Annotated in this window: 16 protein-coding genes; 6 read left to right on the top strand and 10 right to left on the bottom strand. The window is 69.5% G+C overall.

The window, feature by feature from the left end; genetic code table 11:
• Positions 1-146: 146 nt before the first annotated feature.
• The 3 genes from ACIRQH_RS12220 to ACIRQH_RS12230 all read right to left on the bottom strand — a co-directional run bounded on the left by ACIRQH_RS12220 (position 147) and on the right by ACIRQH_RS12230 (position 2,538).
• On the bottom strand, positions 147-866 hold the full coding sequence (locus tag ACIRQH_RS12220; RefSeq protein ID WP_404225530.1) for an alpha/beta fold hydrolase: 720 nt from the start codon (positions 864-866) through the stop codon (positions 147-149).
• A 22-nt stretch (positions 867-888) separates the two neighbouring features.
• The gene (locus ACIRQH_RS12225; protein ID WP_404225532.1) at positions 889-1,851 is read right to left on the bottom strand and encodes an alpha/beta hydrolase; all 963 of its coding nucleotides are present in this window, start codon (positions 1,849-1,851) and stop codon (positions 889-891) included.
• 216 nt (positions 1,852-2,067) lie between these two features.
• Positions 2,068-2,538, bottom strand: a complete 471-nt coding sequence (locus ACIRQH_RS12230; RefSeq protein ID WP_404225534.1) for an MSMEG_6728 family protein — start codon at positions 2,536-2,538, stop codon at positions 2,068-2,070.
• Positions 2,539-2,781: 243 nt separating this feature from the next.
• Here ACIRQH_RS12230 and ACIRQH_RS12235 point away from each other — a divergent pair, with 243 nt between their 5' ends.
• A complete protein-coding gene (locus ACIRQH_RS12235) occupies positions 2,782-3,204 on the top strand; it encodes a hypothetical protein (protein ID WP_388878298.1) in 423 nt (140 codons plus the stop codon).
• Positions 3,205-3,249: 45 nt separating this feature from the next.
• Here the strand turns inward: ACIRQH_RS12235 and ACIRQH_RS12240 are convergent, their stop codons facing one another.
• Positions 3,250-3,882 (bottom strand): TetR/AcrR family transcriptional regulator, encoded by a 633-nt coding sequence (locus ACIRQH_RS12240; protein ID WP_404225536.1) that lies wholly within the window; start codon positions 3,880-3,882, stop codon positions 3,250-3,252.
• A gap of 146 nt (positions 3,883-4,028) precedes the next feature.
• On the opposite strand from ACIRQH_RS12240, the gene ACIRQH_RS12245 reads away from it, so the two are divergent.
• Positions 4,029-4,778, top strand: coding sequence for an SDR family oxidoreductase (locus tag ACIRQH_RS12245; protein ID WP_388878304.1), 750 nt, complete (start codon positions 4,029-4,031; stop codon positions 4,776-4,778).
• Between the two features lie 26 nt (positions 4,779-4,804).
• Here ACIRQH_RS12245 and ACIRQH_RS12250 read toward each other — a convergent pair whose 3' ends face one another.
• From ACIRQH_RS12250 to ACIRQH_RS12265, 4 genes are all read right to left on the bottom strand, one after another.
• Entirely contained in the window at positions 4,805-5,212 is a 408-nt protein-coding gene (locus tag ACIRQH_RS12250) for a GNAT family N-acetyltransferase (protein ID WP_358818539.1), read from the bottom strand.
• Positions 5,209-6,372 carry an acyltransferase family protein gene (locus ACIRQH_RS12255; protein WP_404225539.1) on the bottom strand — a complete coding sequence of 388 codons (1,164 nt, stop codon included), beginning with the start codon at positions 6,370-6,372 and terminating at the stop codon, positions 5,209-5,211. Before ACIRQH_RS12255 ends, ACIRQH_RS12250 begins: the two co-directional genes overlap by 4 nt.
• Before the next feature lie 364 nt (positions 6,373-6,736).
• Positions 6,737-7,354 carry a VOC family protein gene (locus ACIRQH_RS12260; protein ID WP_388878309.1) on the bottom strand — a complete coding sequence of 206 codons (618 nt, stop codon included), beginning with the start codon at positions 7,352-7,354 and terminating at the stop codon, positions 6,737-6,739.
• A gap of 113 nt (positions 7,355-7,467) precedes the next feature.
• The gene (locus ACIRQH_RS12265; protein WP_404225541.1) at positions 7,468-8,238 is read right to left on the bottom strand and encodes an SDR family oxidoreductase; all 771 of its coding nucleotides are present in this window, start codon (positions 8,236-8,238) and stop codon (positions 7,468-7,470) included.
• A gap of 390 nt (positions 8,239-8,628) precedes the next feature.
• On the opposite strand from ACIRQH_RS12265, the gene ACIRQH_RS12270 reads away from it, so the two are divergent.
• The 3 genes from ACIRQH_RS12270 to ACIRQH_RS12280 all read left to right on the top strand — a co-directional run bounded on the left by ACIRQH_RS12270 (position 8,629) and on the right by ACIRQH_RS12280 (position 10,653).
• Positions 8,629-9,231: a GPP34 family phosphoprotein gene (locus ACIRQH_RS12270; protein ID WP_404225543.1), complete on the top strand. Its 603-nt coding sequence runs from the start codon at positions 8,629-8,631 to the stop codon at positions 9,229-9,231.
• Positions 9,232-9,274: 43 nt separating this feature from the next.
• Positions 9,275-9,724 (top strand): SRPBCC family protein, encoded by a 450-nt coding sequence (locus ACIRQH_RS12275; RefSeq protein ID WP_358818534.1) that lies wholly within the window; start codon positions 9,275-9,277, stop codon positions 9,722-9,724.
• A 68-nt stretch (positions 9,725-9,792) separates the two neighbouring features.
• The gene (locus ACIRQH_RS12280) at positions 9,793-10,653 is read left to right on the top strand and encodes an endonuclease/exonuclease/phosphatase family protein (protein ID WP_388878320.1); all 861 of its coding nucleotides are present in this window, start codon (positions 9,793-9,795) and stop codon (positions 10,651-10,653) included.
• A 21-nt stretch (positions 10,654-10,674) separates the two neighbouring features.
• Here ACIRQH_RS12280 and ACIRQH_RS12285 read toward each other — a convergent pair whose 3' ends face one another.
• The gene (locus ACIRQH_RS12285) at positions 10,675-11,838 is read right to left on the bottom strand and encodes an FAD-dependent oxidoreductase (RefSeq protein WP_404225546.1); all 1,164 of its coding nucleotides are present in this window, start codon (positions 11,836-11,838) and stop codon (positions 10,675-10,677) included.
• 112 nt (positions 11,839-11,950) lie between these two features.
• Here ACIRQH_RS12285 and ACIRQH_RS12290 point away from each other — a divergent pair, with 112 nt between their 5' ends.
• Positions 11,951-12,652, top strand: a complete 702-nt coding sequence (locus ACIRQH_RS12290) for a TetR/AcrR family transcriptional regulator (protein WP_388932722.1) — start codon at positions 11,951-11,953, stop codon at positions 12,650-12,652.
• Positions 12,653-12,686: 34 nt separating this feature from the next.
• On the opposite strand, the gene ACIRQH_RS12295 is transcribed toward ACIRQH_RS12290, so the two are convergent.
• A complete protein-coding gene (locus ACIRQH_RS12295; protein ID WP_388878329.1) occupies positions 12,687-13,241 on the bottom strand; it encodes an STAS domain-containing protein in 555 nt (184 codons plus the stop codon).
• Positions 13,242-13,366: the final 125 nt, after the last annotated feature.

A 13,366-nucleotide genomic window follows, 5' to 3' on the forward strand; every position in this document is an offset into this window, starting at 1 on the left:
GCGTGATCGCTCGGCAATGCAGCCTGTACCGCAATCACACAGCGTTGACGTGGGAGAGACCAGGAAGAGACGGAGGAAGTTTCGCGGCGCGGCCCCCGCGGACGCTCTGGAGCGGACGCCTCCGCGGGGCCGCCTCGACTACGGGGTCAGCTCGTCGCGCGGACCGCGTCGCGGATCAAGCCGGCTACTTCCTCGGGCCGCGACACGGCGACGGCGTGCGAGGCGCCCTCGATCTCGATGGTGGTCGCGCCGGCCCGCTTGGCGCCGAAGCGCTCGACCTCGGGGTTGATCGCCTGGTCCGCTCCGGCGACGAGGGCCCAGGCGGGCTTCGTCCTCCAGGCGGCCGTCGAGGCGGTCTCCGTGAACGACGCCGCGGCCAGCGGGCGTTGGCTGACCGCCAGGACCTTGGTGACGTCGGCCGGCACGTCGGCTGCGAAGACGTTCGGGAAGGCGTGCGCCTCGATGGTCACCTCGGCGGCGGCCCCGCCGCCCTCGACGGGATACGTCGACTGCTTCAGGCTGCTCGCGAGCGGTGAGTCGGCGAAGCGGCCCTGGAGTTCGCCCAGGCTCTCGCCCTCTTCGAGAACGTAGGCGGCGACGTAGACGAGCCCTACGACGTTGTCCGCCGCACCGGCCACGGTGATGACCGCTCCGCCGTAGGAGTGACCGACGAGGACGACGGGACCGTCGATCTGGGCTGCCACGGACGCCACGTACGCGGCGTCGGCGGCGAGCCCGCGCAGGGGGTTCGGCGGTGCGACCACGGGAATGCCGTGGTTCTGCAGTTCGGTGATGACTCCGGACCAGCCGGCGGCGTCCGCGAACGCGCCGTGGACGAGGACGACGGTGGGTGTGGAGGTGGTCATGTGCAGTTTCTCCCCGTGGGTGTCAGACGGTCTTCAGTGCCGAGCGCAGCGTGCCGATGGCCTGGGTGATCGCGGCCTCGGCGGCGTGGGTCTCGCGCAGGGCGTTGAGCATCACGAAGTCGTGGATGATGCCCTGGTAGCGGACGGCCGTGACGGGGACGCCGGCCTCGCGGAGCTTGTTGGCGTACGCCTCGCCCTCGTCGCGCAGGACATCGGCCTCGCCGGTGATGACGAGGGCCGGGGGCAGCCCGGTGAGCTGATCGGTCGTGGCGCGCAGCGGGGAGGCCGTGATCTCGGCGCGCTGGCTCTCGTCGGTCGTGTACTGGTCCCAGAACCACTGCATGCCGTCACGGCGCAGGAAGTACCCCGTCGCGAACTGGTGGTAGGAGCCCGTCTCGAAGTTCGCGTCCGTGACCGGGTAGAAGAGCACCTGTGCCACGAGCGGGACGTCGCCCCGTTCCTTCGCCATCAGGGTCAGCGCGGCGGTCATGTTGCCGCCCACGGAGTCACCGGCCACCGCGATCCGAGAGGCGTCCAGGCCCTTGGCCGCGCCCTGTTCGACGATCCAGCGGGCGACGGTGTAGTTCTGCTCGATGGCGACGGGGTAGCGGGCCTCGGGCGAGAGGTCGTACTCGGGGAAGACCACGGCGGCCCGGGCGCCGACGGCCAGTTCACGCACCAGGCGGTCGTGTGTGTGGGCGTTGCCGAACACCCATCCGGCGCCGTGGATGTAGAGGATCACGGGAAGGGTGTCCATCGCGCCCGCGGGCCTGATGAGGCGAGCGCGGACGCTCCCCGTCGGCCCGCCGGAGACGGTGATCCACTCCTCGTCGACGGCAGGCTTCGTGATGTCGCCGGCCTGCACCTCGTCGACCGCCTTGCGGCCCTCGGCGGGGGCCAGGTCGAAGAGGTACGGCGGATTGGCGGTGGCCGCGGCGAAGGCGGCAGCCGCGGGTTCCAGCACCGGTTTGATGGCGTCAGCCATGAGAATCTCCTGGAGTCTCGCTCATACGCCGGTCCGTCCGGCGTGACGACGGCGAAGGTCTGTGCCAGGGGCCGTCCACGCCGTCACTCGTCACGCTAGATCCGCCCAGCGGCCCGCATTTGCCCATGCCTGCAGCGGTACTTGCCCGACAGCGCACGGACGCGTGCGGGCGACCGAGCCCGCCCCGAGCGGAGCGCGGGGGTGCCGCCATCTGTTCTACGAAGCGGCCCGGTCGGACGTCGGCCAGACATAGGGCAGGTCGTCGGGAACGTCCGGGAAGGACGAGGCGTAGACCTCGGGCGCCTTGCGGAGCAGAGCGGACTGGTGGCTCTGATGGAAGGCGGGGTCTCCGAGCCAGGGCGGCAGCTCACCGGCGTCGGCGAGCCGCTGTTGGTCACGTACGGCGGTGCCGGGTCGATGCCTGGCGAAGTCGGTGGTGAGCGTGGCCGCACACGTGTCGGCGTGTCCGCTCCTCACCCACACCGCGCACACGTCCAGGCCGTAGCGTACGAGAGCCTCCTCGTAGCCGGTCCACATGCGGACCGCGGGATGGTGCCGCCACCCGTAGCCGGGCACGGTCAGGCCGCGCAGCACCTGGAGCGCTTCGACCCGCTGCTTGCCCAGACGGGCCTGATCCAGGACTTGGGCCGACCGCGTGAACTCGGGATACGGAAGAAAGGTCTGCACGAAGGATGACTACCGTGGCCGGTCTCTTCCTACGCGGGCGAGCCGAGTACGGAGGCCCCGGCCCTCGCGCCCCGGTGGTGACGCACGCCCTGCGGGGGACCCTCTCTATGCGACAGGAGCTGTGCTGTCCCGGGTTTCCTCGAAGAACCACGACATCCAAGGAACTGGTGCGATGTTTCCGGCATGGTTAGGACAACACTCGCGCCCCTCATCGGCGTTCTGCTCGGCGGACTTGTCTCGTGGGTGGCCCAGCACGCGTTGGGACGTGCGACGGAGCGGGCCGAGACGCGGAGAAGTGTTCGTGAACGTGCCGAAGCACGTCGGAGCGAGCGCCTGACCCAGCTCATCGATTTCCTGCGGACGGTGCAGGAGGGGGAGCGGGTCGCGGTGGATCACTATCACCACCATGTGGCCGACGAGCAGTGGCAGGCGCGGGCTCGGCAGACCATCGACAGGATGTGGGTCGCGCAGAAGACGATTCACATGCTGTGCGCGCCGGAGGTGAACGAAGCGGCACGGAGGCTCGCGTTCGCTGTGCAGAACGTGATCAGGGACGGGCCCAGCGGTGCCGGTGATCCCGGAGAGTCCAAGGACGAGCAGGTCTGGGCTTCCATCCGGCCGAGCCGGCGGACGTTCCTGGACGTGGTGCGCGACCACGTCAGCTGAGGGCCTTCACGTGGAGTCTCCCGCCCGTGGCCGAGCGGCCGCGGACTACGGCGCCGGGTCGGGAGAGGCCGGCGCGACACCATGGAAGAGATTGGCGATCAGTCGATCGACGAACTCCGCGGTCAACGGCTGCGCCGGCATCAGCAACCGGTGGTAGACGGCGCCCCAGAGCTGGTCGACGATCGTCTCCAGGTCGACCCCTTCGCGGATCTGACCGGCCTGCCGCGCGAGCGTCAGGCGTTCGACGGCGAGGGCGCGACGCTGCGTGACGTAGTGCGTGGAGAGCGCCTGCGCCAGGTCGGGGTCGCCCTGGGCGGCTCCGATGATCCCGGCGATGACGGAGCCGTTGCGGTCGAGGAGATCGACGAAACTGCGCAACTGCGTCGTCAGATCACGCCTGATGTCGCCCGTGTCGGGGAAGGTGAGGGTCTCCCTGGACGTGTTGAAGTAGGCGTCGAAGGCCAGGGCGCCGGGGGAGGGCCACCACTTGTAGAGGGTCATCTTGCTGACGCCCGCGCGAGCTGCGACCTTCGAGAAGGTCAGGGCGTGCACTCCCTCGGTGAGCAGGAGCTCGGCTGCTGTGGTCAGTACCGCGTGGCGGACGTCCTCCGCCCGGCGGCGCCCACGGCCCGGCTTCAGCGCGCCGGTTCCGGCTCCCTCGGTGTCTCCGCGCTCCACGCGTCGCCTCCTCGTCCAGCTCGGCCGGCCGGGGCGGCGCGACATCCACCGAGAACTATATGGACCCGAGGGCCATATGTATATGGACCATCGGTCTACATACTGCTAATGTACTCATCGTCCACAAAAACGCGAGGGAGATCATCATGACCACGAATGAGCAGCCCGCCGCCCGGGTGGCGATCGTGACCGGAGGTTCGGGCGGGATCGGCAGCGCGGTCGCGCAGACGCTGGCCGCCGACGGCATGTCCGTGGTCGTGCACTACTCCGGTAGAGCCGAGCGTGCCGAAGAGGTCGTCGCCTCGATCCGGAAGGCGGGCGGCGCGGCAGTCGCCGTCTCCGGCGACGTCGCGGACGAGACGGCGATGACGGCCCTGTACGACGCGGCCGAGGAACACTTCGGCGGGGTCGACGTGGTGGTCAACACCGCCGGGATCATGGTGCTGGCCCCGCTGGCGGACATGGATCTCGACGCCTTCGACCGGATGCACCGGGTCAACGTCCGCGGCACGTTCGTCGTGTCCCAGCTCGCGGCCCGCCGGCTGCGGCCCGGCGGAGCGCTGGTGAACTTCTCCACCTCCGTCACCCGGCTCCAGCAGCCGACGTACGCGGCCTACGCGGCGACCAAGGGCGCGGTCGAGGCGATGACCCTGATCCTCGCCCGCGAGCTGCGCGGCCGGGACGTCACCGTCAACGCCGTCGCTCCCGGGCCGACCGCCACCCCGCTCTTCCTCGAAGGCAAGAGCCCCGAACTGGTCGAGCGGATCGCCGCGGTCTCCCCCCTGGAGCGGCTCGGCACGCCGGAGGACATCGCGAAGGCGGTCGCGTTCCTGGCCGGACCGGGCGGCCGGTGGGTCAACGGTCAGGTCCTGTTCGCCAACGGTGGCGTCGCCTGACCGCCGCAATCCTGTCCCCGGCGGGTCTACGGGCGGTGCTGGGTGAGCAGGCCGCGCAGGAGCCCCGGACGATGCGCGGAGAGCATGTGCGTGCATCCTGCGGCGCCTGCTGGGAACGCCAGGCCCGTCTCCTCCTGCATGGCCGCGAAGAAGCGGCGGCCCTCGGACGTCTGCCGTGACGTGGACCAGGCGTAGCCCATGCACGGACCCAGAGCCGCCTGGATGGCCCGTCTCCCGACGCCCTGGCCCTGCCAGTGGGCTGCGACGACGATGCTCTCCACGTAACCCAGCCCGCAGCAGTGGCAGACCTGAAAGTCGACGCGTCCGGCCGCCCGTCCCTCGACGTCGCGTACGAGGACGGCCTGAAGGCCCGCCGGTGTCGACGCGGCGACGCGCTCGCAGTGAACCGCGGGTGGTCTGGCCGGCCCGGTCATCCCGATCGCCGGGCCTTGGCGGCATCGACGGCGTCGTGCCGGAACGCCCACCTCATCTTCGGTTCCATGACGAAGCGGAAACTCCGCTGCACGGGTGGGGTGCACAGCAGGGTCATCGCCGCGGCGGCGACGACGGTGACAGCGATCTCGCCGAGCGGCCGGTGGATCCAGGCGTGGTCGTACCAGTTCCAGAAGCGGGAGCCCTTGGCGAGGAAGCCGTGCAGCAGATAGCCGTACAGGGTCCCGGCGCCGAGCGCGGTGAACCACATCGTGCGCCGCGGGACCCAGGCGAAGAAGCAGGCGACCAGGATCACGGAGCAGGCGAAGAGGGCCAAGGTCATGGCGGCGCCGGTCCAGCCGGGGGCGGCCAGTTCCTGCGCACTGTCGCGGCGGTAGAACCAGGCCGCGTTCATCCGGGGCGCCGCCCAGTAGGCGACGGCCAGTGCGATCGCGAAGACGGGCACGGACAGGATGCGCGCTTCGCGTCGGCGCACCAGTTGGAAGTGCTCCGGCTTCAGAAGGAGCCCGAGGACGAAGAACGGCAGAAACTGCAGGACACGCTGCAGGTCGAGGTCGTCACCGATGTCGGGGGACGCCGCCGCGAGCGCCGCGACGCCGAGTGCCAGGGGCAGGGGCCGGCGCACGGCCTTCCACACCGGAGTGGTCAGCCGCCATATGAGCAGGGCACCCAGGAACCAGGTCAGATACCAGGGATCCAGCAGACTGATCGCGAAGCCAGGGTCGTCGTCCGCCCACCTCTTGAACAGCGAGTACGCCACCTCGAAGACCACGTACGGAACGGCGACGCCGGTCACCAGGCGCCTGATCCGGTGCGGACGCGCGTCGAAGTTCCGCGAGAAGTAGCCGGAGACGATGATGAACGCCGGCATGTGGAAGGTGTAGACCGTGATGTAGAGAGCCGCTGCCGCCCGGCTGTCGCCCCGCAGCGGTTCCCAGGCGTGGCCCATGGCGACCAGCACGATCGCCAGGTACTTCGCGTTGTCGAAGAAGGCCTCACGCTGTGCTGTCCGCTTCGGTCGGGCATCCTCGCCGGACGGCTCTCGGGGCTCTTCACCGCCGGCTGTCCCCTGGGGGGCGCCTTCGTGCGGTGGACGGGCGCGAGCCTCTTGTCGGCTCGAGCGTTGCAGCGCCTCCCTCACGAGCACCCCCTCATCGGAATCCCGTCAGACTTCTCAGCGTGTTGCCTGATTCGCGCGAGTCATGCGGGCGCGATACCTCGCAGGCACCGTAGCCACCCCCGGAGCGCCTCGTGGCCCGAACAACCACACTCACCACACGGCGAAGGCGACGATCCTGGCGTACTCGCGAAGCGCGAGTGACGTACAGGAACGTCGCCTCTGAGCCGGTCGGCCCCACCCCACCGCATCGGGCGGGGAGCGAACTGCCGCTACGGGCACCTCCGTTGAGCGGGTCTGGCTCACGCGATCAGCAGGTAACCGGCGGGAGATGCGAACGCGAGAGTCTTCGACAGTGAGGGCGTCGACGGACCGTGGGTCCGACCGCTCACGTGGGCGGCTCCGTCCCGGCCTGTTCACTGACCATGTACCGCGCGTACCAGTCCGGCCAGTCCGGATCCTCCGCGCCGGTGCGTGCCTCGTGCTCACCGTGCGCGGCCGCGGCCCGCCGCAGTGCGCTCGCCAGGTCGTCGGACGAGGAGTACGCGGTGGTCGTGGGATCCAGTCGGCCCGGAAGCCGTGTGGTGATCTCCTGGAGAAGCCAGCCGTTGCCGTCCGGGTCGCTGAACGACAGGAAGGATCCGTAGCTGCCGCGTTCCGGAGCGGGGCCGGGCACCCGGGCGTCGGTGCCCGCGTGGTGGAAGACGCCGCCGGCGTCGTGGAACACCTCGCTCGGGTCTGCGCCGCCCTGCCGCAGTTCTCCGCGGGCCGCCTCGATGTCGTCGACGATCAGGTGCAGTCCGCGCGCGGAGCCCGGGGCCTGATCGGTGACCGACGTGCCGAAGATGACCGACGCCGGAGAGCCGGGAGGGGTCATCTGGACCACCCGGAAGTCCTCGCCGGTCGGGACGTCCGCGTCGAGCCGCCAGCCCAGCCCCGAGTAGAAGTCCTTGGCGCGGTCGACGTCGGACACCGGCACGACGACGACCTCGAGTTTCATGTCCATCGTTTGTTCCTCTCGTCTCGGACGCGAAGGCAGACACGGATGACGACCTGCTCACCGAACGGCGCCGGACCGCGCTCCACGGCCGGCCGCGGTCCGAACCCCGGGCCATGGCGTCAGTGCGCTACGAGCTGCTGACCGCCGTCGATGTCGTATGTGGCCCCGGTGAGTGCGCTGTTGACCATGATGTGCAGCGCGAGAGCGGCGACATCCTCAGGTCCGACCACTCGCCCGATCGGTAGCGTCTTCCTCAACTCTTCGCGCCGTGCGTCGAGTTGGTCGCCGAGGAGGGAGGCCGACAACGGAGTGTCCACGAACCCGGCAGCGATGAGGTTGACCCGGACAGGCGCGATCTCCAGCGCCAGGTTGGCGGTCAGAGCAGGGAGCGCCGCGGTGACGGCACCCGTCACGGCCATCCCCAGCGCGGGGCGCCTACCGCCGGTACCGCCGATGAACAGCAGTGTTCCCCCCGGCCTGACCTTCTCCCGGCTCGCCCGCGCCACGGCCAGGACCATCGCGATACGCCCGCCGAAGTCGGCTCCTGCCTTGGCCAGGTCGAGTTCGGCGATCGGGGTGTACGACGGGCTGCCCGCCGTGACCAACACGTGGTCGACCTGCCCGGGGAGTTCTCCGATGAAGTGCTCCAGGCGCTCGACGTCCCGGGCGTCGAACGCGGCGGTGCTCAAGGGGTTCAGCTGGTCCGCCGCCCGCTTGAGGCGCCCGGGGTCGCGCGCCACGAGGACCAGGTCACCGCCGGCCGCCCTCACCTGGCGCGCGGTCTCCAGACCGATGCCCGCGCTGCCTCCCACCACCACGACTGTTTGCCCGGCAAGCCGTCCAGGTGCTCCGTCGGCTGCTCCATCGGTCCCACTCACAGGGGTCACCACTCTCAGTACGCGGATTTCGTGCGATCCCCCACGGCGTGACGTGTCGGCTTCGGGCCCTGCCGAAAGGGTGGGCAAGGCGCCACTCCGCTCGACCGGCTGCGCGGCCGACTCGATTTTCAGTCTGTCACTCGTTGGACAGGACGGCATCCGCTCCGGGCTGTGCCACGGATCAGGCCTCGGCGATGGTCCCGCCAGGCACGCGCTCGGCACCGAGCGCGAGGCGGGATGCAGGGGTGGTGCACGCTGCGTAAGATCGGAGGCGGATGTGCTCAGACTTGCTTGTAGAGGGCGCCGGTTGCACCGGCAGGCTGACCCACGTCCGGCGTTCGGAGTGACCTCCGAGTCCCTCAACAACGTTCCGTTGCCGACGCATTGGACGTGACACCGCCCATGAGCACGCCGCAGGACCTGCTGATCGTCGCCCTCGATGCCGAGGGGACCCGACCGGTGCGGTCCGGCGAGCTGTCCCTCGCCCTCGCCGGGGCCGAACTGCTCGATCTGTCGAAGAGCCGGGCCATTCGCCTGGACGGCGACCGGATGGTCCCGGGTGACCTGACCGCGCCGACGGATCGCCTCCTGAAGGAAGCCGTGGCCTCCCTCGTGGTGGCCGAACCGTTCGAATCGGTCGGCGATTGGCTGTGGCGCAGAGGAAGAGATCTGGCCGCGACGTACATGGCCGCCTTCGAGTCGGAAGGCTTGGTTCAGAAGCAGGGAGGACGGCACTTCCGCGGCGGACACACCGCCCTGGTCGACTCGGTCCCCCGTCGTCGGGCGGCGGAGCGCTGGTCCTCCGCCGAGCCCGTCCTTCGCACGCTTGCCGAGGGACTCGGGATCACCGCGGAGCCGGCCGGGGAGATCCAGGAGATCGCGGACGACGCCGCGGAAACGGTACTGGCCGCTGTCAACGGTGCGCTCCAGGAACTGGAGGCCGAAAGGCAGCGGCGCAGTATCGAGGAGGCCGCGTACGACAACGTGTGGCGCAGCCCCGAATGACCCTTGCTCTCGTTCAGGGGTCGCACTCTTCAAGGAGAGGCGTATGAGCACCCGGGTTGAGGTGACCGTCGACATCGACCGGCCTATCAATGACGTCTACACCTACCTCGCCGACGGACTTCACGACCCTGAATTCAATCCGCGGGTACTCGTCATGGACCGAAGCCCCTACGGTGAGACAGAACTCGGAACCGTATTTCACAGCACGGTCAAGAACGCCGGTCTGAAGACGCACCGAGAATTCGAGATCGTCGATGTGGCCGCTCCGAACCGTATCCGCTGGCACGAGACGTCCTATCACTCCATCACCGCCAGTGAGGGCGGGTACGACCTCGAACCGACCGCCGACGGCGGGACCCGGGTTCACCTCTTCAACATCCTCGAAGGCCGGGACATCGGGAGACTTCTGCTTCCTTTGGTCGGCGGGCGCGCACGCAAGGACGCTCCGGCGCTCGGCCGGCGGATGAAGGCCGCGGTCGAGGGATCGATCTGATCGAGCGGTGGCTGTGGAGCCCGGCCGGCCTCCCTTTATCCTCGTGCGAGGAGACTCGCACGTCATGGATGTCCGCTGTGAGGGGGCCGCTGGTGTTCAAGGGGCGCACGCAACTGCTCGCGGGCGCCTTGATCGTGGCGTGCATGGTGCTCATCGGCCCTACTGCGCCCAGTGGTTCGCCCTTCGTCAGGTCGGGGGCCGTCGAGTCCGCCGTCGATGTCGTACCGAACCGCGTCATGACGTGGAACCTCTGCAACCCCTGCGAGGGGAGCAACGTCGACCGGGCGGCGGAGATCGCCGCGTATGCCCCTCAGGTCATCGGGCTGCAAGAGGCGTGCGTGCCGGACGTCGAGAGGATCGTGGACTACCTGGAGGATCTGTACGGGCTGACCTACCAGGTCAAGTACGGTTCCGTTCTTCGGAATTGGGGCCGTTGCGGGGGAGCGCCGTGGAGTCCGGGAGGTTACGGCCAGGCGATTCTCTCGGCGGCACCCATGAGGGATCTCGTCACCGCGGAGTACCCCGACGGGGGATCCGAGGACCGTGGGTACATGGCGGTCACCACCACGGTGGACGGCCGGCCCCTGCGGGTCTTCAACACCCACCTTGCGGAGCGACGCCAAGAGACGGTCCGAGCGGGTCAGACGCGCGTACTCGCCGCTGAAGTCGTACGGCACGAGCGCGCCGTCGTCCTCGGTGACTTCAACGCCGTACCCGATGCTCCCGAACTCGCCCCGATGTGGAGATCGGCCACGGACGTGGACCCCCGGTGCGGTCCCTCGTCGACCGGCAACTGCGAGCCGACGACCGACTGGCAGAGCACGTTCGACTACGTCTTCCTCCGAGGCCTCGTGCCGCTGGAGCATGCCGTGCGCCCGTCGTCGTACTCGGACCACCACATGCTGTACGGCGACCTGGACGCCTCTTGAGAGCGACTGTCCGAGAAGGATTCAGTGCTGCCCCTGAGCCCTGTCCCCGCTCTGGGGAACACCGTTGAAGAGGTCGATGAGTCCGAACGGCGCGCGGTCGCCCAGGCAGAGGTCCAAGATCTCGTGGGCGTCGGCGTAGAAGGCCTCGGTACGGGCGAACAGCGTCGTCTCGTAGGTGGTGAGGGCCGCTTCGAGGTCCGCGCCGTGTGAGGCGATCGCCTTGGCGAGTTCGGCGCCGTCGAACATCGCCAGGTTCGCGCCGTCGCCCGACGGCGGCATCAGGTGCGCGGCATCGCCGAGGAGCGTTACCCCGGGCGCACGGTCCCAGCGGTGGCCGTCCGGGAGGGTGTGGATCATGCGCGCGACCGGAGCGGTCTCACCGTCGGTGATCAGCGCGGTGAGTTCCGGTGCCCATCCGTCGAACTCGGCCGCCACTCGGGCGGTCGCGGTGGCGGCATCGGTGAAGTCGATGCCGGCGATCCATTCGGCGGGGCGGTTCAGCTCGATGTACGTGTGCAGGACGTTCCCCGCCTCGCGGTGCGCGATGATCCCCTTGCCCGGGGTCAGTGCGTACATGGCGCCGACACCGACCGCCTCGGCCGTCGCGGTGTGCTTCTCGTCGACGTCGTAGAGGTAGGTGTCGATGAACGTCGTGCCGATGTACCGGGGCGTGGCGTCGGAGAGCAGGGGACGGACCTTGGACCAGGCGCCGTCGGCGCCGACGAGCAGACCGCTCGTCATGGTCGTGCCGTCGGCGAAGGTCAGCTCGTGCCGGCCGTCGCCGAGCGACTGGACGTCGGTGACCTTGCGTCCCCACTGGACGGTCCGGTCCGGCAGGGAGTCGAGCAGGATCCGGCGCAGGTCTCCGCGCAGCACCTCGGGTCGCCGCGTCATGCCGTCGTCGGGCTCGTCGTGCAGCAGCTTTCCGTTCTGGTCGAGCACGCGCAGCGCCTCGGCGCCTTCGTGAATGATCGCGCGGAACGCGTCGGTGAGGCCGGCGTCGGCGAGCGCGCGCTGCCCGTCGTCCTCGTGGATGTCGAGCTGGCCCCCCTGCGTGCGGGACGCGGCCGAGGGATCGGCCTCAAGAACCGTCGCGGGGATGCCGTGGACGTGCAGGACCCGGGCGAGGGTCAGGCCCCCGAGGCCGGCACCCACGATGACGATCGGGTGGTGGTTGGTGGTCATGGCTTCCTCGTTCCCGTGCCCGCGGAGCGCTGGGCGGCCGCCGGGCAACATTATGGATCGGTGTTCCATAACCAATATGGAACACCGATCCAGGGTGTGTCAAAATGTGCTCATGCCGCGCACACGAGGAAGAGCACCCGACGGGAAGGGGCGCCCCGACGCCCTGTCACAAGAGATCATCGTGAGCGCGGCCGTCGCCCTCCTGGACGAGCACGGTGAGCGGGGACTGACCTTCCGGCTGCTGGCCAAGCGGCTCGACACCGGACCCGGCGCCCTGTACTGGCATGTGGCGAACAAGGACGAACTCGTCGCTCTCGCCGCGGATCAGGTGCTCGGCCACGCCTTCGCCGCGGACCCGCGCGTCGAGGGGGACGCCGTCGCCGGGCTGCGCGCGCTCGCCGTCGCCGTATTCGACGCCCTCGACCGACACCCGTGGGCGGCGTCCCACGTCACCGCGCCGGCCACGCTGGAGAACGCCCTGCGTCTGCTCGACCGCATCGGCACCCTCGTCGCACGGACGGGGCTGCCCGCCGAACGGCACTTCGCCGTCTCCACCGCGATCTCGTACTACATCACCGGCGTCAGCGCCGAGATCATCGCCCCGGGCGTCACCGTCGGCACGGCCACCGGCCGCGCCGCGTTCCTCACCCGGACCGCCGAACACTGGGCCACACTCGACCCCGCCGAGTACCCCTTCCTCACGGGCACGACAACGGACCTGCGCGACCACGACGACCGCGACCAGTTCACCACCGGTCTCGACCTGCTTCTGGACGGCCTGAGCGCGACCGCGGGTCGGCGACCGCTCGCGTGATGCCGCGCTTCAGGCACCCTGCTCAGATCGCTGTCTAGGCGAGGAGGGCGTCGATGGCGTCCTCGACGGTGGGCTGGAACGTGAAGAGCTGATCGAGGCCCACGATGCGGAAGAGATGCGTCATGTCGGAGGTCATCCCGACCAGGAGCAGACGCGATTCGGCCTTGAGCGCGCGGTCGTAGGCGCTGACGAACACGGTGAGCCCGGTGGAGTCGCAGTAAGTCAGTTCGGAGACGTCCATCAGCAGGGGGACGTCCGGGCTGAAGGGTGTCTCCTGGACGACCCGGGCGAGGTCCGGCGCGGTGTGGTGGTCGAGTTCACCGGCTACGGTCAGCACCGTGGCGCCGCTGGCGTGGTGGTGACAAGTGGCGGTCAGAGTGCGGTCGTTCACCGGTTCTCCTGGGCAGGTGGGCGTGTGGGGCGGGACGGACAGGGCGAGCAGCGCGGCGTCGTCGCTCGGTCCGGTTCCCGGATCGCTGAGGAGGCTTGCGGCGATGCGCGGGTCGGTGAGTGCCTCGGTGACGACGTACGGGTGGGCCGTCGCCGCCTCGTTCGTGTCCTGGTGAACGGTGTGGAGGGACCACGTCATGGCCCGTCCCTCCCCTCCCGTCGGCCGTGCCTGTTGGTACGCGGCGTGGCTGCCCTATCCTACGGAGCGCGTCAACGAGCTTCGTCCGGGTGCTTCCTCAGTCGCGCGGTTCTCACCGTTATGGT

This window comes from Streptomyces sp. NPDC102279, assembly GCF_044766365.1.
Taxonomy (GTDB): domain Bacteria; phylum Actinomycetota; class Actinomycetes; order Streptomycetales; family Streptomycetaceae; genus Streptomyces.

Coding starts and splice junctions, on each gene's coding strand:
- ACIRQH_RS12220 (WP_404225530.1), bottom strand. CDS start 866: ATGACCACCTCCACACCCACCGTCGTCCTCGTCCACGGCGCGTTCGCG.
- ACIRQH_RS12225 (WP_404225532.1), bottom strand. CDS start 1,851: ATGGCTGACGCCATCAAACCGGTGCTGGAACCCGCGGCTGCCGCCTTC.
- ACIRQH_RS12245 (WP_388878304.1), top strand. CDS start 4,029: ATGACCACGAATGAGCAGCCCGCCGCCCGGGTGGCGATCGTGACCGGA.
- ACIRQH_RS12250 (WP_358818539.1), bottom strand. CDS start 5,212: ATGACCGGGCCGGCCAGACCACCCGCGGTTCACTGCGAGCGCGTCGCC.
- ACIRQH_RS12260 (WP_388878309.1), bottom strand. CDS start 7,354: ATGGACATGAAACTCGAGGTCGTCGTCGTGCCGGTGTCCGACGTCGAC.
- ACIRQH_RS12270 (WP_404225543.1), top strand. CDS start 8,629: ATGAGCACGCCGCAGGACCTGCTGATCGTCGCCCTCGATGCCGAGGGG.
- ACIRQH_RS12275 (WP_358818534.1), top strand. CDS start 9,275: ATGAGCACCCGGGTTGAGGTGACCGTCGACATCGACCGGCCTATCAAT.
- ACIRQH_RS12280 (WP_388878320.1), top strand. CDS start 9,793: ATGTCCGCTGTGAGGGGGCCGCTGGTGTTCAAGGGGCGCACGCAACTG.
- ACIRQH_RS12285 (WP_404225546.1), bottom strand. CDS start 11,838: ATGACCACCAACCACCACCCGATCGTCATCGTGGGTGCCGGCCTCGGG.
- ACIRQH_RS12290 (WP_388932722.1), top strand. CDS start 11,951: ATGCCGCGCACACGAGGAAGAGCACCCGACGGGAAGGGGCGCCCCGAC.
- ACIRQH_RS12295 (WP_388878329.1), bottom strand. CDS start 13,241: ATGACGTGGTCCCTCCACACCGTTCACCAGGACACGAACGAGGCGGCG.